Raw genomic sequence first — 22,133 nt, forward strand, 5'->3', positions numbered from 1 at the left:
TGGGCCGGGAATCGTCTCGGGGAGGATCCCTCATGAAGCGCAACATCGTGATCGCCACCATCGCCGCCGTGGCCCTGATCGGCGGCGGCACCGCGACCGCCGTCGCGGTCTCGGGCGGCGACGACGACACCACGTCGGCGGGCACGTCGACCGCGTCACGGGGCACGGGGCACGACGACGACCGCGCCGAGCACGTCACCGAGCTGAAGACCGCGAAGGTGACGGCCTCGGACGCCATCGCCGCCGCCCTCAAGTCGGTGCCCGGCACGGCGGTCTCCGCCGAGCTCGACGACGAGAACGACCATGTGGTCTGGGAGGTCGAGGTCCTGAACGGCACGACGTGGCACGACGTCCTCGTCGACCCCGCCACGGGCAAGGTCACCGGCTCGCACACCTCGCGCCACAACGACACGGCCCGCGTCACCGCGACCCTGAAGGGCGCGCAGACGTCGGCGCAGGACGCGGCACAGGCCGCAGCCGCGAAGGGGACGGTCACCGAGATCGACCTCGACGACGACGGCACGGCCCACGCCTGGGAGGCCGAGACCACGGCGGCGAACGGCACCGACGCCGACTGGCGCGTCGACCTCCGGACCGGCGCGGTGACCCCGGACCGCTCGTCCCACGACGACGGCGACGACACCGCACGCGCCACACACGACGCGGGCGACGACCACGGCCGTGACGACACCGCCACCACCCACGACGCCGGTGACGACCACGGCGACCACGGCCGCGGTCACGACGCCGACGACGACCACGGCCACCACGGCGACGACGACTGACGTCGACGCCGACGGGCCCAGCTCGGCGCGGATCGGCTCATCGCGCCGCCGTGCCCGTCTCCTGAGCCGCGTCCGGGACACCGTCCCCGGGCGCGGCTTCCGCCGTCGTACGGGCGCCGCGCACACCCCGTACCCCCCACACCGCCGCCGCGACCGGCGCCGCCGCGGCCACGGCGAAGCAGGCCGCGAGCGGGAGGCGGGCCACCAGGAGGCCCGCTCCCGCCGTGCCGGCCGAGATCCCGGCGTTCACCGCCGTGTTGACCCAGGCCCCGGCCTGGGTGCGGAACGCCGGCCCGGCCGTCTCGTCCGCCACGAGATACGCGGTCGTCAGGGCGGGCGCGACGAAGAGGCCCGCAAACACGGCCGCCGCGCCGAGCGTCACCAGGCCCGGCGCGAGCGCCGCCGCCCCCAGCGCGGCGGCGAGCCCCGCAGCGAGGAACGGCAGCCGGACCCGGGCGGGGGTGGACCAGGTGATGGCGCCGTTCGCGAGGCCGCCGACCGCGCTGCCCGCCGAGAGCGCGGCCATCACCCAGGCCACGGCGTCGGCGTGCTGACGGGCGTCGGCGAAGGCGAGGACGAGCAGGTCGAGGGCGCCGAGGGCGAGACCGACCCCCACGGCGACGACCAATGGCTGCGCGAGGCCGCGCACCGGCGAGATCCCGCCGGAGGGCCCGCGCCGCCCCGCGCCCCGGCCCGCGAGGGCCCGTACGGCCGGGGACGCCACGAACGCGGCGGTTCCCACCGCCACCAGGACCGCGCTGACGGCGACGCCGAACGCGGCGGGGGCGAACTGCACGACCACGCCCACGATGAGCGGGCCGGACACGAGCAGCAGCTCCTCGGCCACCCCGTCGAGGCTGTACGCGCGCTGGAGCAACCCCTCGCGCTTGCCGGCGAGTTCGCTCCACACGGTCCGCATGGTCGGGCCGAGGGGCGGGGTGCACGCGCCCGCGGCGAGGGCGGCGGCACCGAGCAGGAGCCCGGAGGCCCCCGGTCGCCAGGTCAGCGCCGCGAGCACGCCGAGCAGGACGGCGTACGCCCCCGTCATCGGCGGAAGCGCGCGGCGCGGCCCGTACCGGTCGATGAGGAGCGCTCTCAGGGGGGAGAGGAAGACGCTCGCGGCGCCGAAGAGCGCCATGGCCGTGCCCGCGACGGCGTACGAGCCGGTGGCGGACTTCACCGCGAGCATCAGGGACAGGGACACGGTCCCGTAGGAGAGCCGCCCGAGCAGGGCGGCGCCGAAGGTCCTGCGGGCATGGGGAACGCGCAGGAGCGCTGCGTACGACATGGGTGGGAGTTCCTCAGAACGAAGGGCACACGGACGCCGAGGACCGCGACGTCACCGTTCGACGGTGGTCGCGGTCGGGTCGTGCCCTACGCGCAGAGAAGGAACATACGCCCAACGTACCAGCGGGGGTCGGGAGTTGGCGATGGGCGGAACCGCGGCACGGTCCCGCCCCCACCGGCCGCTCAGGCCTCCGTCAGACCCTCCACGAGGGAGTCCGCCGCCCGGTACGGGTCGAGCTCGCCCGCCACGATGCGCTCGGCCAGCGAGCTGAGGCGGCGGTCGCCGTGGAGGTCCGCGATGCGCTCGCGCAGGGCCGTGACGGCGATCGTCTCGACCTCACGGGAGGCGCGGGCGAGGCGGCGCTCCTGGAGGACACCGTGCTCCTCCATCCACGCCCGGTGCTTCTCGAGCGCCTCGACGACCTCGTCGATGCCCTCGCCGCGGGCGGCGACGGTCTTGACGATGGGCGGGCGCCAGTCACCGGCGCCCCGGGACTCGCCGAGGCCCAGCATGTGGTTGAGCTCGCGCGCGGTCGCGTCCGCGCCGTCGCGGTCGGCCTTGTTGACGACGTACACGTCGCCGATCTCCAGGATTCCGGCCTTGGCCGCCTGGATCCCGTCGCCCATGCCGGGGGCGAGCAGGACGACGGACGTGTCGGCCTGCGAGGCGATCTCGACCTCGGACTGGCCGACGCCGACCGTCTCCACGAGGACGACGTCGCAGCCGGCCGCGTCGAGCACGCGGATCGCCTGCGGCGCGGCCCACGCGAGCCCGCCCAGGTGCCCGCGCGTGGCCATGGAACGGATGTACACGCCGGGGTCGGACGCGTGCTCCGACATGCGGACTCGGTCACCGAGCAGGGCGCCCCCGCTGAACGGCGACGACGGGTCGACGGCGAGCACACCGACCCGCTTCCCGGCCCGCCGGTAGGCGCTGACCAGGGCGGACGTGGACGTGGACTTGCCCACGCCCGGTGACCCGGTCAGCCCGACGACGTACGCGTGCCCCGCGAGCGGGGCCAGCGCCGCCATCACCTCGCGCAGCTGCGGGGACGCCCCCTCCACCAGGGAGATCAGCCGGGCCACGGCCCTGGGCCGGCCTTCCCTGGCCTGGGCCACCAGGGTGGAGACGTCCTGCATCACAGCTCCGTTCACTCGGTTTCGTCCGACATACGTACCGACACGCGTACCGGGATACGTTCCGGCATACCTGCCGGCGGAAGGGTTACGCCTTGGGTACCCGCACGATCAGCGCGTCACCCTGGCCACCGCCGCCGCACAGCGCGGCCGCGCCGACGCCGCCGCCGCGCCGCTTCAGCTCGAGCGCGAGGTGCAGAACGACACGCGCGCCGGACATCCCGATCGGGTGACCGAGGGCGATCGCGCCGCCGTTGACGTTCACCTTTTCCGAGGACACGCCGAGGTCCTTCATTGACTGCACGGCGACGGCCGCGAAGGCCTCGTTGATCTCGACGAGGTCGAGGTCCTCGACGCCCAGACCCTCCTTCTTGAGGGCGTGCCGGATGGCGTTCGAGGGCTGCGACTGGAGCGAGTTGTCGGGGCCCGCCACGTTCCCGTGGGCGCCGATCTCCGCGATCCACTCCAGGCCGAGCTCCTGCGCCTTCGCCTTGCTCATGACGACGACCGCGGCGGCGCCGTCGGAGATCTGCGAGGAGGTGCCGGCCGTGATCGTGCCGTCCTTGGCGAACGCGGGACGCAGCTTGCCGAGCGACTCGGCGGTCGTCTCGGCGCGGATGCCCTCGTCCTTGCTGAACAGGACCGGGTCGCCCTTGCGCTGCGGGATCTCGACGGGGGTGATCTCCGCCTCGAAGAGGCCGTTCTTCTGGGCGGCGGCGGCGCGCTGGTGCGACTGGGCGGCGATCTCGTCCTGCTCGGGGCGCTTGATGCCGAGGCGGGTGTTGTGCTTCTCCGTCGACTCACCCATCGGGATGTTCTCGAAGGAGTCGGTCAGGCCGTCGTACGCCATCGCGTCGAGCATCTCGACGGCGCCGTACTTGTAGCCCTCACGGGACTTGGGGAGCAGGTGGGGCGCGTTCGTCATGGACTCCTGGCCGCCCGCGACGACGACGTCGAACTCGCCGGCGCGGATCAGCTGGTCGGCGAGCGCGATGGCGTCGAGGCCCGAGAGACACACCTTGTTGATGGTCAGCGCCGGCACGCTCATGGGGATGCCGGCCTTGACGGCCGCCTGGCGCGCGGGGATCTGCCCTGCCCCCGCCTGGAGCACCTGGCCCATGATCACGTACTGCACCTGATCTCCGCCGATCCCGGCCCGGTCGAGGGCCGCCTTGATGGCGACCCCTCCGAGGTCGGCTCCGGAGAAGGACTTCAGCGAGCCGAGCAGCCGGCCCATGGGCGTACGGGCGCCCGCGACGATCACTGAGGTGGTACCGGTCGTTCCAGACATGAGGCACGGCCCCTTGGAGATGAGGAGTGAACGAGGGTTTACTCGAATGTACTGAGCAGTACCTCCCACGTCACCGGCCGAACGGTGTGATCGCGCGCACGTTGCGTAACCACCTCCGACCGCGCTGCACTTACAGCATGCTGACGCGAATCGACCACATCGGAATCGCCTGTTTCGACCTCGACAAGACCGTTGAGTTCTACCGCGCTACCTACGGCTTCGAAGTGTTCCACTCCGAGGTGAACGAGGAGCAGGGCGTGCGCGAGGCCATGCTCAAGATCAATGAGACGAGTGACGGCGGGGCCTCCTACCTCCAGCTCCTCGAGCCCACCCGGGAGGACTCCGCGGTCGGGAAGTGGCTGGCCAAGAACGGCGAGGGCGTCCACCACATCGCCTTCGGCACGGCGGACGTGGACGCCGACTCCGCGGACATCAGGGGCAAGGGCGTACGCGTCCTGTACGACGAGCCGCGCATCGGTTCGATGGGGTCGCGCATCACCTTCCTGCACCCCAAGGACTGCCACGGCGTACTGACCGAACTCGTCACTTCCGCACCGGTTGAGTCACCTGAGCACTGACCTCCGTATATCTGGGCCGGTAGGGTTGGGGGCGGCCGTCCGTCACACGGACGGCCGCGGGCCGGGGTCCGGGTTTCGGGGGGCGAGCGACGGGGGCAGCAGCCCATGCTCCGCCGTTGATCTGACACCATTCCCCGGGGGCCCCGTTCGGCGGATGGACGGTGCTCGTTTGGAGAGACTTGCGACCAGGGGACGGATGGGACCGCGCAGTGCGGGGCTACGAGAGCCAGGACAGCCGGCGGCCGGCTGAGACCGACCATCTCTCGCGGTTCGAGGCCGAGATGGACCGGCTGAAGACCGAGCGGGAGAAGGCGGTCCAGCACGCCGAGGACCTGGGCTACCAGGTCGAGGTGTTGCGCGCCAAGCTGCACGAGGCGCGCCGCAACCTCGCGTCCCGTCCTGCCTACGACGGCGGGGACATCGGCTACCAGGCCGAGCAGCTGCTGCGTAACGCGCAGATCCAGGCCGACCAGCTGCGCGCCGACGCCGAGCGCGAGCTGCGCGACGCCCGCGCCCAGACGCAGCGCATCCTCCAGGAGCACGCCGAGCAGCAGTCCCGGCTCCAGTCCGAGCTGCACGCCGAGGCCGTCTCGCGCCGCCAGCAGCTCGACCAGGAGCTGGCCGAGCGCCGCCAGACCGTAGAGGCGCACGTCAACGAGAACGTGGCGTGGGCCGAGCAGCTGCGCTCCCGCAGCGAGCAGCAGGCCCGCCGGCTCGTCGACGAGTCCCGCGCCGAGGCCGACCAGGCGCTCGCCGCCGCCCGCGCCGAGGCGGAGCGGGTCGTCACCGAGGCCCGCCAGCGCCTGACGTCGGAGGCCGAGACCGCCCGCGCCGAGGCCGAGGCCCTGCTGCGCCGCGCCCGCACCGACGCCGAGCGCCTCCTGAACGCCGCGTCGACGCAGGCGCAGGAGGCCACCGACCACGCCGAGCAGCTGCGCTCGTCCACGGCCACCGAGTCGGACACGGCCCGCCGCCAGTCCGCCGAGCTGAGCCGCGCCGCCGAGCAGCGCCTGTCCGAGGCCGAAACGGCGCTGCGCGAGGCACGCGCGTCGGCGGAGAAGGTCCTCACCGAGGCGAAGGACGCCGCGGCCAAGCAGCTCGCGAACGCCGAGTCGGCGAACGAGCAGCGCACGCGCACCGCCAAGGAGCAGGTCGCCCGGCTCGTCTCGGAGGCCACCAAGGAGGCCGAGTCCACCAAGGCGGAGGCCGAGCAGGTCGTCACCGACGCCAAGGAGCAGGCGGAGAAGATCCTCGCCGAGGCGGGCGAGAAGGCACGCAACGTCACGGCCGAGGAAACCGCCTCCCAGCTCGCCAAGGCCGCCCGTACGGCCGAAGAGGTGCTCAACAAGGCGTCCGAGGACGCCAAGGCCACCACGAGGGCCGCCTCCGAGGAGGCCGAGCGGCTGCGCAGCGAGGCCGAGGCCGAGGCGGACCGGCTGCGCGGCGAGGCGCACGACATCGCCGAGCAGCTCAGGGGCGCGGCGAAGGACGACACCAAGGAGTACCGCGCCAAGACCGTCGAGCTCCAGGAGGAGGCCCGCCGGCTGCGCGGCGAGGCCGAGCAGCTGCGGGCCGAGGCGGTCGACGAGGGCGAGCGGATCCGCAGCGAGGCGCGCCGCGAGGCCGTCCAGCAGATCGAGGAGGCGGCCAGGACCGCCGAGGAGCTGCTCGCCAAGGCGAAGGCGGACGCGGACGAGCTGCGGGCCGGCGCGCAGACCGAGAGCGAGCGGGTCCGCACCGAGGCCATCGAGCGCGCCACGAACCTGCGCAAGCAGGCCGAGGAGACCCTGGAGCGCACCCGCGCCGAGGCCGAGCGGCACCGCGAGGAGGCCGACGAGCAGGCCGAGGCCACCAAGGCGGAGGCCGAGCGGGCCGCGCAGGAGCTGCGCGAGGAGACCGAGCGCGCGGTCGCGGCCCGGCAGGCGGAGGCCGCCGACGAGCTGACCCGGCTGCACACCGAGGCCGAGCAGCGCCTGACGGCGTCCGAGACCGCGCTCACCGACGCGCGGGCCGAGTCGGAGCGCATCCGCCGCGAGACCGCGGACGAGACGGAGCGGCTGCGCGCCGAGGCCGCCGAGCGGATCCGTACGCTCCAGGCGCAGGCCGAGACGGAGGCCGACCGGCTGCGCACCGAGGCCGCGTCGGACGCGTCCGGGACCCGCGCCGAGGCGGAGAACGTCGCCGTACGGCTGCGGTCCGAGGCCGCGGCCGAGGCCGAGCGGCTCAAGTCGGAGGCGCAGGAGAGCGCGGACCGGGTGCGCGCGGAGGCCGCGGCCGCGGCCGAGCGGGTCGCCACGGAGGCCGCGGAGGCGCTGGCCGCCGCCCAGGAGGAGGCCGCCAGGCGCCGCCGCGAGGCCGAGGAGACCCTCGGTTCCGCGCGCCAGGAGGCCGACCAGGAGCGCGAGCGGGCCCGCGAGCAGAGCGAGGAACTCCTCGCGGTCGCCCGCGCGCGTGTCGAGGAGGCACAGGCAGAGGCCGTACGTCTCGTGGAGGAGGCCGACCGGCGCTCCACCGAGATGGTCGGCGCCGCCGAACATACCGCGCAGCAGGTGCGCGACTCCGTGTCCGGGCTCCAGGAGCAGGCCCAGGAGGAGATCGCCGGCCTGCGCAGCGCCGCGGAGCACGCGGCCGAGCGCACCAGGCACGAGGCGCAGGAGGAGGCCGACCGGGTCCGCGCCGACGCGTACGCGGAGCGCGAGCGCGCCACCGACGACGCCAACCGCGTGCGCGGCGAGGCCGCCGCCGAGTCGGAGGCCGCCAAGTCCCTTGCGGAGCGCACGGTTTCGGAGGCGATCGCCGAGTCGGAGCGGATGCGGTCCGAGGCGTCGGAGCACGCCCAGCGGGTCCGTACGGAGGTCTCCGAGCGGCTCGCGTCGGCCGAGCAGGACGCGGCCCGGGCCCGGGCCGACGCCCGCGAGGACGCCAACCGGATCCGTTCGGACGCCGCCACTCAGGCGGACACCCTCATCACGGAGGCCAGGAGCGAGGCCGAGCGCCTCACCCACGAGACGAACGCCGAGGCGGAGCGCGTCCGCGCCGAGTCGACGGCCGCGGCCGAGAAGCGCGTCGGCGACGCCACGGAGGCCGCCGAGCGCCTCACGAACGAGACCAACGCCGAGGCGGAGCACGTCCGTTCGGAGTCCGTCGCCCGCGCCGAGCAGCTCGTCGGCGACGCCACGACCGAGGCCGCCAGGCTGCACGCGGAGTCCACCGCCGCGGCCGAGCGCCTCACGAACGAGACCAACGCCGAGGCCGAGCGGGTGCGCGCCGAGTCGGTCGCCAGGGCCGAGCAGCTCATCGCGGACGCGACCGGGGACGCCGAGCGGCTGCGCGCCGAGGCGGCCGAGACCGTCGGGTCCGCGCAGCAGCACGCCGAGCGGATCCGCAGCGAGGCGGAGCGCGTCAAGGCGGAGGCGGCACAGGAGGCCGAGCGGCTCACGTCCGCGGCGCGCGCCGAGGCCGAGCGGACCCTCGACGAGACCCGCAAGGACGCCAACAAGCGTCGCTCGGAGGCCGCCGAGCAGGTCGACAAGCTCATCACGGAGGCGATCGCGGAGGCCGAGAAGCTGACGTCCGAGGCGCAGCAGGCCGCGCTGAAGGCGACCGCGGACGCCGAGTCGCAGGCCGACACGATGGTCGGCGCGGCCCGCAAGGAGGCTGACCGGCTGGTCTCCGAGGCGACCGTCGAGGGCAACTCCCTGGTGGAGAAGTCCCGTACGGACGCGGACGAGTTGCTCGTCGGCGCGCGCCGCGACGCGACGGCGATCAGGGAGCGCGCCGAGGAGCTGCGCGAGCGCATCACCGGCGAGATCGACGAACTGCACGACCGGGCGCGGCGCGAGTCCGCCGAGGCCATGAAGACGGCCGGCGAGCGGTGCGACGCGCTGGTGAAGGCCGCCGAGGAGCAGCTCGCCGAGGCGCAGGCGAAGGCCAAGGAGATGGTCTCGGAGGCGGGTTCGGAGGCGAGCAAGGTCCGGATCGCCGCCGTGAAGAAGGCCGAGGGTCTGCTCAAGGAGGCCGGGGCTAAGAAGACCGAGCTGACCCGCGAGGCCGAGCGCGTCCTGTCCGAGGCGCAGGCGGAGGCGGAGCGCACGGTCGCCGAGGGCAAGCGCGAGCTGGAGGTCCTGGTCCGCCGCCGCGAGGACATCAACGCCGAGATCTCCCGCGTCCAGGACGTCCTGGAGGCGTTGGAGTCCTTCGAGGCCCCGTCCGCCGGCGGCGGGACCAAGGAGGGTGCCGTCAAGGCGGGAGCCGCAGCGGGAGCTACCCGATCGGGTGGCAAGGGGTCCGAAGGGTAGCCAGAACAGCAACAGGCGTGCTTGGTAACGACCTTCGGCGCTGTGGCTGGCAAGCCATCCTGCGGTTAGCCACTCAAAAGGGGTGTCATTCTCCAGATCAAACGGGCATCTGCTCGATGACACGCCGCTTTGACCCCTAGGATTCCCCCTATCACCTCACCGGTCTCATTCGACAGGAACCCCATGAGCGACACTTCCCCCTACGGCTTCGAGCTTGTGCGGCGTGGGTACGACCGCGCTCAGGTGGACGAACGCATTTCCAAGCTCGTCTCCGACCGTGACAGCGCTCTCGCTCGTATCACTGCTCTGGAAAAGCGCATCGAAGAGCTCCACCTCGAGACGCAGAACGCCCAGGCGCAGGTGAACGACGCCGAACCGTCGTACGCCGGTCTCGGCGCTCGCGTCGAGAAGATCCTCCGCCTCGCCGAGGAGGAGGCGAAGGACCTGCGCGAGGAGGCCCGGCGCGCCGCCGAGCAGCACCGCGAGCTCGCCGAGTCGGCGGCCCAGCAGGTGCGCAACGACGCAGAATCGTTCGCTGCGGAGCGCAAGTCCAAGGCCGAGGACGAGGGCGTCCGGATCGTCGAGAAGGCCAAGAGCGAAGCGGGCACGCTGCGCGCCGAGGCCCAGAAGGACGCTCAGTCGAAGCGTGAGGAGGCGGACGCCCTCTTCGAGGAGACCCGCGCCAAGGCCGCCCAGGCCGCCGCGGACTTCGAGACGAACCTGGCGAAGCGCCGCGACCAGTCCGAGCGCGACCTGGCCTCGCGTCAGGCGAAGGCCGAGAAGCGTCTCGCGGAGATCGAGCACCGCGCGGAGCAGCTCCGCCTGGAGGCCGAGAAGCTGCGTACCGACGCCGAGCGCCGCGCCCGCCAGACGGTGGAGACCGCGCAGCGTCAGGCCGAGGACATCGTCGCCGACGCGAACGCCAAGGCCGACCGGATCCGCTCGGAATCGGAGCGCGAGCTCGCCGCGCTGACGAACCGCCGCGACTCCATCAACGCGCAGCTCACCAACGTGCGCGAGATGCTGGCGACGCTCACCGGTGCGGCCGTCGCCGCCGCGGGTGCGCCCGCGGAGGACGAGCCGATCTCGCGTGGGGTTCCCGCCCAGCAGACCCGCTGAGCAACCGCAGTCGGACGCCGAAGCCCCTTGCCGCTCCAGTGGCAGGGGGCTTTGTCCCGTTCTAGCGTTGCCGCATGATCGAGCTCGAGGGGCTGACCAAGCACTACGGCGAAAAGCTTGCCGTCAACAACCTCACCTTCACCGTCAGACCGGGCATCGTCACGGGGTTCCTCGGCCCCAACGGCGCGGGCAAGTCCACGACGATGCGGATGATGCTCGGGCTCGACAACCCGTCAGCCGGCGATGTGCGCATCGACGGGAAGCACTACGCGCAGCTGAAGGACCCGCTGCGGTACATCGGCGCGCTCCTCGACGCCAAGGCCATGCACGGCGGCCGCAGCGCCTACAACCACCTGTTGTGCCTGGCGCAGAGCAACGGCATCCCGCGCACCCGCGTCGTCGAGGTCCTCGACACGGTGGGTCTGACACCCGTCGCCAGGAAGAAGGCGAAGGGTTTCTCTCTGGGCATGGGCCAGCGCCTCGGCATCGCGGGCGCGCTCCTCGGCGACCCGCGGATCCTGATGTTCGACGAGCCGGTCAACGGGCTCGACCCCGAGGGCATCCACTGGATCCGCAATCTGATGAAGTCCCTCGCGGGGCAGGGCCGTACCGTCTTCGTCTCCTCGCACCTGATGAGCGAGATGGCGCTGACCGCGGACCACCTCGTCGTCATCGGCCAGGGCCATCTCCTCGCCGACACCTCGATGTCCGACTTCATCCAGCAGAACTCCCGCTCGTACGTGCGTCTGCGCTCGCCGCAGCAGGAGCGGCTCCTCGATGTGCTGCACGAGGCCGGGATCACGGTCGTCGAGGCCGGCAACGGCACGCTCGAGGTGGACAGCGGCAGCCCCGAGCAGCTCGGTGACCTCGCGGCCGCGCACCACCTCGTCCTGCACGAGCTGAGCCCTCAGCAGGCCTCGCTCGAGGAGGCGTTCATGCAGCTCACCGCGGAGTCGGTGGAGTACCACGCGCACACCGACGAGCCCGGGGTGCCGCCGCCGGTACGGCTGCCGCCACCGCCGCAACAGCAGGGCTGGGGCGAGGGCTGGGACCGTACGAGGAACAAGGGAGCCTGACCCATGGCCACGACCCAGGTTCTCCGGTCCGAGTGGACCAAGATCAGGTCCGTCGCTTCGACGGTGTGGACGCTCGGCCTCGCGGCGGTCCTGACGATCGCGCTCGGCGTGCTGATCTCGATCCTGTCCAGGAACGAGTTCAACAACATGAACGCGAGGGACCGGCTGTCCTTCGACCCCACGTTCATCAGCTTCGCCGGGATGAGTCTCGGTCAGCTCGCGATGATCGTCTTCGGTGTCCTCGTCGTCTCGAACGAGTACAGCACCGGGATGATCCGCACCTCGCTCGCCGCGGTCCCCCAGCGCGGCACGTTCCTGTTCGGCAAGGTCGCCGTGGCCACCGTCCTGGCGTTCGTCGTGGGCCTCGCCACGAGCTTCATCGCGTTCTTCCTCGGGCAGGCGGTCCTCGGCGTGCACCGGGCGCAGATCGGTGACCCGGGCGTCCTGCGCGCGGTCATCGGCGGCGGCCTCTACATGACGCTCATCGCCATGTTCTCGATGGGCGTCGCGTCGATGCTGCGCAGCCCGATGCTGGCGCTCGGCATCCTGATGCCGTTCTTCTTCCTGATCTCGAACATCCTGGGCAACGTCTCGGCGACGAAGAAGATCGGCCGGTTCCTGCCCGACCAGGCCGGCAGCAAGATCATGCAGGTGGTGACGCCGATCGACGACGACACCCCGTACGGCCCGTGGGGCGGCCTGGGCATCATGGTGATCTGGGTGATCCTGGCCCTGTTCTTCGGATATGTGCTCCTCAAGAAGCGGGACGCTTAGCGGTTCCGGGCGGCTCCAGGGGCTTTGCCTCGTCTTGGCCGGAACCGTCAGCGCCCCGATATCCTCCTAACCCTTACGGGGGCGTGTGCCCCGATGTCCTGAACCTTTCGATGGGTGCGGAGAATGATCGAGGCAGTCGGCCTGACGAAGCGCTACGGCGCCAAGACAGCCGTGTACAACCTTTCCTTCCAGGTCCGCCCGGGTACGGTGACCGGCTTCCTGGGTCCGAACGGGTCCGGCAAGTCGACGACCATGCGCATGATCCTCGGTCTCGACCAGCCGACGACAGGCCAGGTGACCATCGGCGGCTACCCGTACCGCAAGCTCCCCAACGCCCCCCGCCAGGTCGGCGCCCTGCTCGACGCCAAGGCGGTGCACGGCGGCCGGCACGCCCGTAACCACCTGCTCTGCCTCGCGCAGCTGTCCGGCATCCCGGCCCGCCGCGTGGACGAGGTGCTCGGCGTCGTCGGCCTCCAGGACGTGGCGAAGAAGCGCTCCAAGGGCTTCTCGCTCGGCATGGGCCAGCGCCTCGGCATCGCGGCCGCGCTGCTCGGCGACCCGCAGGTGCTCCTCTTCGACGAGCCGGTCAACGGCCTCGACCCGGAGGGCATCCTCTGGGTCAGGAACCTGATGAAGTCGCTCGCCGCCGAGGGCCGCACCGTCTTCGTCTCCTCGCACCTGATGAGCGAGATGGCGCTGACCGCCGAGCATCTGATCGTCATCGGCCGCGGGCAGCTCCTCGCCGACATGAGCGTGCGGGACTTCATCTCGCACAACTCGGCCGACTTCGCGCGGGTGCGCACGCCGGAGACGGAGCCGCAGCAGCGCGAGAAGCTGACGGCCGCGCTGACCGAGGCGGGCGGCCAGGTGCTGCCCGAGCAGGACGGCGCGCTGCGCGTCATGGGCCTGCCGCTCCCCCGCATCAGCGACCTGGCGCACGGCGCCGACGTACGGCTGTGGGAGCTCTCGCCGCACCAGGCCTCGCTGGAGGAGGCGTACATGCGGATGACGCAGGGCGCCGTCGACTACCGCTCGACCGTCGACCAGCGTGCCGGTCTTCAGCAGCAGCTCCCGCCGGGCGCGATGCCGCAGCAGCAGTTCCCCGCGCCCGGCCAGGGCCAGCCGGACTGGTACGCGCCGCCGCCGCCCCAGCAGGGCGGTCAGCCGTTCGCCCCGCCGCAGGCCGCACCCGGCGGGCCGAACCCGTACGCCGCGCCGCCGCAGCCGCCGGCCGCGCCCGCGGCACCCGCAGCCCCTGCCGACCTGAACAAGCCCGAGGACCCCCGATGACGACGCCGCCCCCGCAGCCGGCTCCGCAGGCCTACGCCCAGCAGAGCGCGCCCAACTGGCAGGGCGCGCCCGGCACTTCGTACACCTCGCCCATCCCGGTCACGCGCACGCACCTGGGGCACGCGCTCGCCTCGGAGTGGACGAAGATCAAGTCCGTGCGCTCCACGCTCTGGACGCTCGGCATCTTCCTGTTCCTGGTCCTCGGCGGCGGCCTGTTCGTCTCCGCGCAGACCGAGGACCTCAACTACCAGGACCTGCCCTTCACGTTCCCGGCCTTCATCGGCCTGCTGCTCGGCCAGATCTGCCTGATCACGCTGGGCGTCCTCGTGACGTCGTCGGAGTACGGCACCGGCATGATCCGCACGACGTTCACCGCGTCGCCGCAGCGCTACCGGGTGTTCGCCGCCAAGATCCTGGTGTTCTTCGCGGTCGCGTTCGCCGTCTCCGCGGGCTCCATCCTGCTGGTGGGCCTGCTCACGTCGTCGATGCACAGCGGCCCCGAGGCGGCCGACCTGAGCTGGGGCGGCACGGTGCTCAAGGGCGGGCTCTACGTGTCCCTGCTCGGCGTCCTCGGCCTCGCCGTGGGCTCCATGCTGCGGCATTCTGCGGGCGCGATCACCGCGATGCTCGGCATCGTGCTGCTGCCGTCGATCCTGCCGGTCTTCCTGATGATCTCGCGCAGCACGCGGACGCTCGGCGAGAAGATGCAGGAGTACAACGCCATCAACGCCCTCGCCAAGATCTTCGGCGCGGACGGCGGGAGCACCGGCGGGTCCCAGGTGTGGCTGCTCGTCGGCGTCACGGCCGCGGCCGTGGTCGGCGCGTTCGCGCTGCTCGAGCGGCGCGATGTGTAGGGCTGTCAGCCCGGGAGCTGTCGGCCCCTAGTAGCGAGGCGCGTTCCTGGACCGCTGCACCCGTGTGGTGCGGCGGTCCTTCGCGTTCCAGCAGGCCTTGTGCCAGTGCCGGCGCTCGTCGACGCCCGAGTGCTCGGGCCAGGCCACCACGTGCGCGACCCCGGAGGGGATCTCCTGGTCGCAACCGGGGCACCGGTACGTCTTGCCCGCTGCGCTCGCGCCCGCGACCTGGCGCACGCTCCACTCCTCGCCCTGCCACCTCTCCGTACGCTCGAATCCGCCGTAGCGGCTGCCCTGCTCCTCGTCCGGTGCCTTGCTGGACGGTCGGCCGCCGCGACGGGGCGACGTCTGGTTTCGGCGCGGGGACACCGGCTCTCCTCTAGGACTTGTACAGGTGCCTGCACAGGGACTTGGGCTCACGTCCAGCGTACGCGGACGCCTCTCGGGTACCCGCACAGCGTCACACCCATGAGTTCTCCGGAAAATCTGCCAATCTCCATGGCAAGCCGTGCCCTTGGCACTTGTCAGCCGTTAATGCCGGTAGGGGGAGTGCCGCGTCGGCGCCAAGAAAGGCAGGAGTGCGATGCGCGTAGGAACTTTTGTACTGGCGGCCCAGTTCCCCGGCCAGGGACAGGGGGAGGCGCTGCACCGGGCGGTGCGGTCCGCCGAGGTGGCCGAGGAGGCCGGACTCGACTCGGTCTGGCTGGCGGAGCACCACTTCGTGCCGTACGGCACCTGTCCGTCCGCCGTGACGCTCGCCGCGTTACTGCTCGGCCGCACCCGGCGCATCCGCGTCGGCACGGCGGTCAGCGTGCTGCCGACCGCCCACCCGGTTGCCCTCGGCGAGCAGGCGGCGCTGCTGCACGTGACCTCCGGCGGCCGCTTCTCGCTCGGCGTCGGCCGCGGCGGCCCCTGGGTGGACCTGGAGGTCTTCGGCTCGGGCATCGAGGCGTACGAGGAGGGGTTCCCGGAGTCCCTGGACCTGCTGCTGCGCTGGCTGCGGGAGCCCCGCGTCGAGGCCGAGGGGGAACGGTTCGGCTTCCGCGAGGTCGCCGTGGTCCCGCGCCCCGACGAGGCGCTGAACTCCCCCGACGGTCCCGAGGTGGTGGTTGCCTGCACCTCACCGAAGAGCGTGCGCCTCGCGGCGGAGCGCGGCCTTCCGATGCTGCTCGGCATGCACGCAGGGGACGAGGAGAAGGCCGAGATGGTCTCCCTGTGGCGCACGCACGCGCGGGCGGCCGGCCGCGGCCCGGAGGAGATCCGCGCCGCGGCGCACGTCTCGGCCGGAGTGGCCCAGATCGGCGACCGCGGGGCGCAGGCGCGGGAGACGCTCCTCAAGGCGATGCCCGGCTGGCTGAAACAGGGGCTCGACGCCCATGTGACGGTGGACGGCCGCACGCGGTCCATGCGGGACCCGGTCGCGTACACGGAACTGCTGTGCGGGCTGCACCCGGTGGGGACCCCCGAGCAGTGCGCAGACCGGCTCGCGGCGACCTCGGCACGCACGGGCATCACGCGGTTCGCGCTGCTCGTCGAGGGCTCCGGAGATCTCGCGGCCACCGAGGAGAACGTGCGCAGGCTGGGCGCCGAGGTACTCCCCCAGCTGCGCTGAGACGCGTCACTGCCGTGCGGCCCGTAGTCCGCCGCCCCGTACTTGTGCACCTCCCGCGTACGGAGCGGCAGACCATCCGATTTCGCCTTCAACCGGCTGTCAGCAATCCCTGAGTTCAGGGGACTGGTTCAACAGCTGGTTGCGGGCCGAGGTGAAGCGGGCCAGCGTGCCGTCCACCGACGGGTCCTGTGGGAACACCGCCAGACGGTGACAGTTCTGGAAGGCCAGCCGCACACCGAAGTGCCGCTGCAGCGCGCCACGAATCGCGTCACTCGCGAGCGCACGCAGCAGCTGCCCACGTGCCTGCTCGTCCGGCGGAGGCGTCTGGTTGTCGGCGAAGTCTCCGCCGTCGACCTTCAGCTGGGCCACCAGGGAGCTGATCATCTCCCATGCATAAGGCAGGGAGGTCCGGACGCAGTCGACGAAGTCAGCTTCGTCGACCTCGCCTCGCTCGGCCTGTTCCAACAGTGCCGGTGAGACGTCGAGCGACATGGGTTCTCCTCTCGCACCCCCGCGGGGAGCGGGGGCTGACGGGCAGGTAAGGAGCGCGCGACGACGTACGACCACGAACACGCTGCGTACAGGCGTCGCGACCTCCCGCTTATACGGTAAGCAACGTGGGGGGCCCGCAACAGGGGATCGCAGGCACAGTCGGTCCACAACCGGCCAATAACGAACCCGGCAGTTCCAGGGCGAATCGCGTGGACCACCGGTCGTCGAGTAGCGTTGCCGACCATGCGTCTCGTCATCGCCCGCTGCTCCGTGGACTACGCGGGCAGGCTCACAGCCCATCTCCCGTCGGCTCCCCGCCTGATCCTCGTGAAGGCGGACGGCAGCGTCTCGATCCACGCGGACGACAGGGCCTACAAACCCCTCAACTGGATGTCCCCGCCCTGCACCCTGAAGGAGGGCACGGGCGACGACAGCGGCACCTGGACCGTCATCAACAAGGCGGGCGAGAAACTCATCATCACGATGGAGGAAGTCCTCCACGACTCCTCGCACGAACTGGGCGTGGACCCGGGCCTCATCAAGGACGGCGTGGAAGCGCACCTCCAGGAGCTCCTCGCCGACAGGATCGACACGCTCGGCGAGGGCTACACGCTCATCCGCCGCGAGTACCCGACGGCGATCGGGCCCGTCGACATCCTGTGCCGGGACGGTGACGGCGCGACCGTGGCCATCGAGATCAAGCGCCGTGGCGAGATCGACGGCGTGGAGCAACTCACGCGCTATCTCGAGCTGTTGAACCGCGACCCGCACCTCGCCCCGGTGCGCGGCATCTTCGCCGCCCAGGAGATCAAGCCGCAGGCCCGCGTCCTGGCCACGGATCGCGGCATCGGCTGCACGGTCCTGGACTACAACGCGCTGCGCGGCATCGAGGACGACAAGCTCCGCCTGTTCTGATCCGTCAGGCATGACTGAGGGCCGGGTTCACAGGAACCCGGCCCCCAGTCATGTGCCGCGTACGTACGGCCGTCAGATCGTCGACGAGGCGTCCGGCCCGCTGGGCGAACCCGGCGCGCTGTCCGCCGGGCTGCTCATCGCGGAGCTGCCGCTCGGCGCCGGACCACTGGCCGAATTTGACGTGTCCGGGGACGACGGCGTGGTGGACGGCGGCTCGGGCGACGACGGCGGCGGGGAGCTCGTCGGGGGCTTGGACGTCGGCGGCTTCGACGTCGGGGGCTTGGAGGTGGGCGGCTTGGTGGACGGCGACTTCGACGTGGTCGGCTTGTCCGACGGCTTGCCGGAGGGCTTGTCGCTCGGCTTGTCCGACGGCTTGCCGCTCCCGGACGACGGCCCGGTGCTGGGCGTCGGGTCGTCCGACGTGTTCGGGATGCCGTCCTTGCCCGGGTCGGCGGGCCGCCGGGTGGAGCCCGCGTCGCCGCCCTGGTCCGCCTCGTCGGCGCCGATGCCGCCGCCGTCCTCGCCCTGCGAGGCCGACGGGTTCACGTTGACGCTGTCGGACGGGGTGTCGTTGTTCGACGTGGCGCCGAGCGTCACGACGGTGCCGAGGACCGCCGCGAGGAGGGCTCCGGCGCCCGCGGCCACGAGGTTGCGCCGTGTGCCGGTGAGGACGGCCCGACGGGCCCCGCCGGGCTTGGCGCCGGGTCCGGTCCCGGCCTGCCGGGAAACCAGCGTGTCGGGCTCCGGGAGCGGCGGTGCGGGCGGCGCGAACGCGGCCGGCACCCCGCCGGGGGGCGACGCCGATTCCTCGTAGCGCGCGGCGGGGACCTCTTCGCCCGCCGCCGTACGCCCGCCGGGGAGCGCGCCGCCGGAGCGGTCCGCGACCAGGGCGAGGGCGCGGCGGCCCGCGATGGTGCCCCGCTTGTCGGCCAGCGCGCCGCGCAGGGCGATGGAGGCCTCCAGCTCGGCACGGGCCCGGTCGAGCTGCCCGCCGAGCAGCGCGAGGATGCCCAACTCGTGGTGGAAATAGGCCTCTTCGGCCACTTCGCCGGAGAGGCGCGCGACCTCCTGGCCGGCCCGCAGGCATCGCTCCCACACGGTCCAGCTGAGCCCGGCGGCGAACGCGGGCGCGGCGGTACGGGCGAGCAGCACCGCGACGCTGCCCTCCTCGTCCGGACCGGCCGGCGTCGTGACGGGGACGAGTACGGTCAGCGCGGCGAGCAGCGCGTCGGCCTCGGCCGCGACCCGCTCGGGCCCGACCGAGGGATGTCCGGCCCACCACGCGTAGTGCTGGGCGGCGGTGTGCGCCTGGCCGCCGGTGTCGTCGGCGTATCCCGCGGTCGCCAGCTGCTCCTGCACGCCGGAGGCCAGGCGGTAGCGGCCGCCGACCGGGGTGACGAGGGCGCAGCCGGCGAGTTCGGCGAGGGCCGCGTCGGCGTGGGTGTCGCCCACGAGGGCGGGCAGGTGGGCCTGATGCGGTATCTCGCCGCCGAGCGCGACGGCGAACCGCAGGGTGGCGCGGGCCGATTCGCTGAGCCGGGACGCGAGCAGGGCCGCGGGCGCGGCGCCGTCGGCGAGCGAGGGCAGCGGCACGTCGTGGCCGTCCTCGGCGTCGAAGGGCGCGTCTACGGGCGGGGCGCCAGGGCCTCCGAAGTAGCCGAACTCGTCGAAGGCGTTCGGGTCGGCGCGCAGCTGGTCGCGCTGGCGCAGGAGCGCGCCGGCCTGCACGAAGCGCAGCGGGAGCCCCTCCGACTCGAACCAGAGGTCGCCGGCCCAGTTCGCCTCCTCGTCCGTGAGGACGCGGCCGACGGACCGCTCCAGGAGTTCGAGGCCGCCGCCGCGGCCGAGGCCGCCGAGGAAGACCTCTTCGAGGTGCGAGTCGGCGGACGGCGCGGCGACATCGGGTGTGGCCGCGACCAGGAAGGCGCACTCGGGCGTCGCTTCGAGGAGCTCGTCGAGCGCGGCGCCGCCGAACTCGAGGTCGTCGAGGACGACGACGGCACCGATGTCGTGGACGAGTTCGAGGAGCAGGGCACGGTCGGGGCGGTGCAGCGGCGCGTTGTACACGGCCGCGAAGAGGTCGTACAGCAGGTCGTTCGACGAGCGGCGGTGTCCGGAGAGCCGGACGACGCCGTCGGGCGCGATGTCCGCGCAGTCCTCGGCGACGGTGTCGAGCAGCGCGGTGCGCCCGGAGCCCGAGGGTCCGGTGAGCCGCACGGAGCGCCCGCGCGCGAGAAGCCGGACGAGTCGTTCGTGCTCCTCCTGGCGCTCCAGGAGCGGCAGCCGGGGCAGCGGGGGTCCGGCCGGCAGCGGCGGACGGGCGGCGCGGGCCATCTCGGCGCGTTCCGCCGGTGCGTACTTGACGGGCCGCCCCGGCCGCTCCCCCGGCGGGCAGGGCTCGATCTCGCTGCCGTCGACGGGGTTGACGGTGAGCAGGAAGTCGCCGGACACGAGCTGCACGGTGCGGGCGAGCCCTTGTGAGGGCTGGCCGAAGTCGGGAGTGAGGGGATCCCTCGGCGGGCGCGGGCGGCTCGCCCGGGCGTCGCTCTCGTCGTCGTGGTGGCCACGGTCCGCGCGGTCGTAGGGATCCCCGCCGTACGGATCGTGCCCGAAGTCTTCAGGTCCCCGGTTCATCGGGTCCATGGTCAAAGCCCCCCAAAAGCGTGGTGTGCCGATGCCCCTCCCGGCCTGTGCACACTGCGCTGTCGCTTCTGGTCCGGTGCCCGCCAGTGGGTGCGTCGATCCGCGGGCGACCGAACCCTAGACCTGGCTCAGTATCTCTGAACAGCCGGGGTACCGCGCCGTCCGAGACGTCACAGTCTCGTGAGGATTGTGGGCGCTGCACACCGGAACGCCCGATTCATACCCTGGGCAGTGATTCGACCCCGATGCCGCCCTCGATGGCGAGGATCCGGTGCAGTCGTGTCGCCACCAGGAGGCGCTGCATCTGGGGCGGCACACCCCGCAGCACGAGCCTGCGGCCGCAGCGTCCGGCCCGCCGGTGGGCGCCCATGATGACGCCGAGACCCGTCGCGTCCCACGAGTCCAGCTCTGACAGGTCGAGCACCAGGTCGCCGACGCCGTCGTCGAGGGCCGTGTGCAGGACCGTACGGGCGTCCGCCGCGCTGCGGACGTCGAGGCGGCCCCCGACGACCAGCTCGGCATGGTCGCCCCTGATGTACATATGCGCTCCCCGAGAGTGCTTGTGTGCCGTGATTCCAGTGGTCTCTGTGTCGTACGGCGATCTGGGTATGTCACTGCAACTGACTGGCGCGGGGGCGCAGAAGTTGCCGTCTGTAAGCGAACCGATACCGAATTCACCCCGTGGGGTTACACCACGGGGTGACGAAAATCAGTGCTTGTAGAACCCCTGCCCGCTCTTGCGCCCGATGTCACCGGCGTCAACCATCCGGCGCATCAGCTCGGGCGGGGCGAACTTCTCGTCCTGGGACTCGGTGTAGATGTTGCTGGTGGCGTGGAGCAGGATGTCGACGCCCGTGAGGTCGGCGGTGGCGAGCGGCCCCATGGCGTGGCCGAAGCCCAGCTTGCAGGCGATGTCGATGTCCTCGGCGGTGGCGACGCCCGACTCGTACAGCTTGGCGGCCTCGACGACGAGGGCCGAGATCAGCCGCGTGGTCACGAAGCCGGCGACGTCGCGGTTGACGACGATGCAGGTCTTGCCGACCGACTCGGCGAACTCCCGTGTGGTGGCGAGCGTTTCGTCGCTCGTCTTGTAGCCGCGGACCAGCTCGCACAGCTGCATCATCGGGACCGGCGAGAAGAAGTGGGCGCCGACGACGCGCTCCGGGCGCTCCGTGACGGCCGCGATCTTCGTGATCGGGATGGCAGAGGTGTTCGAGGCGAGCACCGCGTCCTCGCGGACGATCTTGTCGAGCGCCCGGAAGATCTCGTGCTTGACCTCGAGCTTCTCGAAGACAGCCTCGACGACGATGTCGGCGTCGGCGACCGCGTCCAGGTCGGTGGAAGTGGTGATGCGCCCGAGCGCGGCCTCCGCGTCCTGCGCGGACAGCTTGCCCTTGCTCACGAACTTGTCGTACGAGGCCTTGATGCCGTCGGTGCCACGGGCCAGAGCGGCGTCGGTGACGTCGCGCAGGACGACGTCCCAGCCCGCCTGCGCCGAGACCTGGGCGATTCCGGACCCCATGAGTCCGGCTCCGATGACGGCGAGCTTCCCTGCCACTGTGCGACTCCCCTTACCCGCTGACCGCGTACCACTTGCAACTGACCGCTAACCGCTGTTCACGTATCTCTCCGGCGGACATTAGCGTCCGTGAGGGGTCGTGGGGCCGCGAAGTAATACGCGTCACGTCTCGAATGACGGACATCACACCGGACGGGCCATCAGGCGTCGCGCACGGCGTAGTTGAGCACCGGCTCGCCCAGCAGACCCTCCATCTCGTCGAGCAGGCCCAGTGCTTCGCGGGACACCTCCCCGGCCGGCCCGGCCTTGATCATCCCGGCGGCGACACGAGAGACGGCGTCGTGTGGATCCGGTACGCGACGCTGCACATGCCGTACGGGGTCCTGGTGGCCCTCGCCCTGGCGGCGCTCGCCGTGACGGTCGGCACACGTGGCTTCCGCAGGGCGGCCGCGTAACTACGCTG

18 protein-coding genes and 2 pseudogenes are annotated in these 22,133 nt (G+C 72.0%); 11 read left to right on the top strand and 9 right to left on the bottom strand.

Annotated features, from left to right (window positions below):
• The first annotated feature begins 32 nt into the window (after nt 1-32).
• Nucleotides 33-785, top strand: coding sequence for a PepSY domain-containing protein (locus OG456_RS11795; RefSeq protein ID WP_323136316.1), 753 nt, complete (start codon nt 33-35; stop codon nt 783-785).
• 37 nt (nt 786-822) lie between these two features.
• Here OG456_RS11795 and OG456_RS11800 read toward each other — a convergent pair whose 3' ends face one another.
• The 3 genes from OG456_RS11800 to OG456_RS11810 form a co-directional block, all read right to left on the bottom strand.
• Entirely contained in the window at nt 823-2,073 is a 1,251-nt protein-coding gene (locus tag OG456_RS11800; RefSeq protein WP_266559991.1) for an MFS transporter, read from the bottom strand.
• A 182-nt stretch (nt 2,074-2,255) separates the two neighbouring features.
• Nucleotides 2,256-3,212: a methylmalonyl Co-A mutase-associated GTPase MeaB gene (gene meaB / locus OG456_RS11805; RefSeq protein WP_116509816.1), complete on the bottom strand. Its 957-nt coding sequence runs from the start codon at nt 3,210-3,212 to the stop codon at nt 2,256-2,258.
• A gap of 85 nt (nt 3,213-3,297) precedes the next feature.
• Nucleotides 3,298-4,500, bottom strand: a complete 1,203-nt coding sequence (locus OG456_RS11810) for an acetyl-CoA C-acetyltransferase (RefSeq protein WP_266559993.1) — start codon at nt 4,498-4,500, stop codon at nt 3,298-3,300.
• Between the two features lie 137 nt (nt 4,501-4,637).
• Between OG456_RS11810 and mce the strand changes: the two genes are divergently transcribed.
• The 7 genes from mce (at nt 4,638) to OG456_RS11845 (ending at nt 14,489) form a co-directional block, all read left to right on the top strand.
• Nucleotides 4,638-5,078 carry a methylmalonyl-CoA epimerase gene (mce, locus tag OG456_RS11815; protein ID WP_100595983.1) on the top strand — a complete coding sequence of 147 codons (441 nt, stop codon included), beginning with the start codon at nt 4,638-4,640 and terminating at the stop codon, nt 5,076-5,078.
• Nucleotides 5,079-5,287: 209 nt separating this feature from the next.
• On the top strand, nt 5,288-9,376 hold the full coding sequence (scy, locus tag OG456_RS11820; protein ID WP_266559996.1) for a polarized growth protein Scy: 4,089 nt from the start codon (nt 5,288-5,290) through the stop codon (nt 9,374-9,376).
• A gap of 183 nt (nt 9,377-9,559) precedes the next feature.
• Nucleotides 9,560-10,495, top strand: a complete 936-nt coding sequence (locus tag OG456_RS11825; protein WP_266559998.1) for a cellulose-binding protein — start codon at nt 9,560-9,562, stop codon at nt 10,493-10,495.
• 74 nt (nt 10,496-10,569) lie between these two features.
• Nucleotides 10,570-11,571 carry an ABC transporter ATP-binding protein gene (locus OG456_RS11830; RefSeq protein WP_266560000.1) on the top strand — a complete coding sequence of 334 codons (1,002 nt, stop codon included), beginning with the start codon at nt 10,570-10,572 and terminating at the stop codon, nt 11,569-11,571.
• 3 nt (nt 11,572-11,574) lie between these two features.
• Nucleotides 11,575-12,345 carry an ABC transporter permease gene (locus OG456_RS11835; protein ID WP_266560002.1) on the top strand — a complete coding sequence of 257 codons (771 nt, stop codon included), beginning with the start codon at nt 11,575-11,577 and terminating at the stop codon, nt 12,343-12,345.
• A gap of 123 nt (nt 12,346-12,468) precedes the next feature.
• A complete protein-coding gene (locus OG456_RS11840; RefSeq protein ID WP_266560004.1) occupies nt 12,469-13,635 on the top strand; it encodes an ABC transporter ATP-binding protein in 1,167 nt (388 codons plus the stop codon).
• Complete coding sequence (locus OG456_RS11845) at nt 13,632-14,489, top strand: ABC transporter permease (RefSeq protein ID WP_266560006.1); 858 nt, start codon at nt 13,632-13,634, stop codon at nt 14,487-14,489. Before OG456_RS11840 ends, OG456_RS11845 begins: the two co-directional genes overlap by 4 nt.
• Before the next feature lie 27 nt (nt 14,490-14,516).
• On the opposite strand, the gene OG456_RS11850 is transcribed toward OG456_RS11845, so the two are convergent.
• Nucleotides 14,517-14,858 (bottom strand): ATP/GTP-binding protein, encoded by a 342-nt coding sequence (locus tag OG456_RS11850; RefSeq protein ID WP_266560008.1) that lies wholly within the window; start codon nt 14,856-14,858, stop codon nt 14,517-14,519.
• Nucleotides 14,859-15,072: 214 nt separating this feature from the next.
• On the opposite strand from OG456_RS11850, the gene OG456_RS11855 reads away from it, so the two are divergent.
• A complete protein-coding gene (locus OG456_RS11855) occupies nt 15,073-16,101 on the top strand; it encodes an LLM class flavin-dependent oxidoreductase (RefSeq protein WP_266560010.1) in 1,029 nt (342 codons plus the stop codon).
• A 99-nt stretch (nt 16,102-16,200) separates the two neighbouring features.
• Here OG456_RS11855 and OG456_RS11860 read toward each other — a convergent pair whose 3' ends face one another.
• Nucleotides 16,201-16,593, bottom strand: a complete 393-nt coding sequence (locus OG456_RS11860) for an SCO5389 family protein (RefSeq protein ID WP_116509837.1) — start codon at nt 16,591-16,593, stop codon at nt 16,201-16,203.
• A gap of 243 nt (nt 16,594-16,836) precedes the next feature.
• On the opposite strand from OG456_RS11860, the gene nucS reads away from it, so the two are divergent.
• The gene (gene nucS / locus OG456_RS11865; RefSeq protein WP_266560012.1) at nt 16,837-17,508 is read left to right on the top strand and encodes an endonuclease NucS; all 672 of its coding nucleotides are present in this window, start codon (nt 16,837-16,839) and stop codon (nt 17,506-17,508) included.
• A gap of 72 nt (nt 17,509-17,580) precedes the next feature.
• Here nucS and OG456_RS11870 read toward each other — a convergent pair whose 3' ends face one another.
• From OG456_RS11870 to OG456_RS11885, 4 genes and pseudogenes are all read right to left on the bottom strand, one after another.
• Nucleotides 17,581-20,151: an ATP-binding protein gene (locus OG456_RS11870; protein ID WP_266560014.1), complete on the bottom strand. Its 2,571-nt coding sequence runs from the start codon at nt 20,149-20,151 to the stop codon at nt 17,581-17,583.
• Nucleotides 20,152-20,368: 217 nt separating this feature from the next.
• A complete protein-coding gene (locus OG456_RS11875; protein WP_116509841.1) occupies nt 20,369-20,692 on the bottom strand; it encodes an STAS domain-containing protein in 324 nt (107 codons plus the stop codon).
• 168 nt (nt 20,693-20,860) lie between these two features.
• Nucleotides 20,861-21,709 (bottom strand): 3-hydroxyacyl-CoA dehydrogenase family protein, encoded by an 849-nt coding sequence (locus OG456_RS11880; RefSeq protein WP_116509844.1) that lies wholly within the window; start codon nt 21,707-21,709, stop codon nt 20,861-20,863.
• A 161-nt stretch (nt 21,710-21,870) separates the two neighbouring features.
• Nucleotides 21,871-21,960, bottom strand: a pseudogene (locus OG456_RS11885) (TetR/AcrR family transcriptional regulator); the annotation flags it as partial.
• A 63-nt stretch (nt 21,961-22,023) separates the two neighbouring features.
• On the opposite strand from OG456_RS11885, the pseudogene OG456_RS11890 reads away from it, so the two are divergent.
• Nucleotides 22,024-22,125: pseudogene (locus OG456_RS11890) on the top strand (ABC transporter permease); the annotation flags it as partial.
• Nucleotides 22,126-22,133: the final 8 nt, after the last annotated feature.

It is taken from the genome of Streptomyces sp. NBC_01446 (assembly GCF_026340095.1).
In the GTDB taxonomy this organism is placed as follows: Bacteria; Actinomycetota; Actinomycetes; order Streptomycetales; family Streptomycetaceae; genus Streptomyces; species Streptomyces aureus.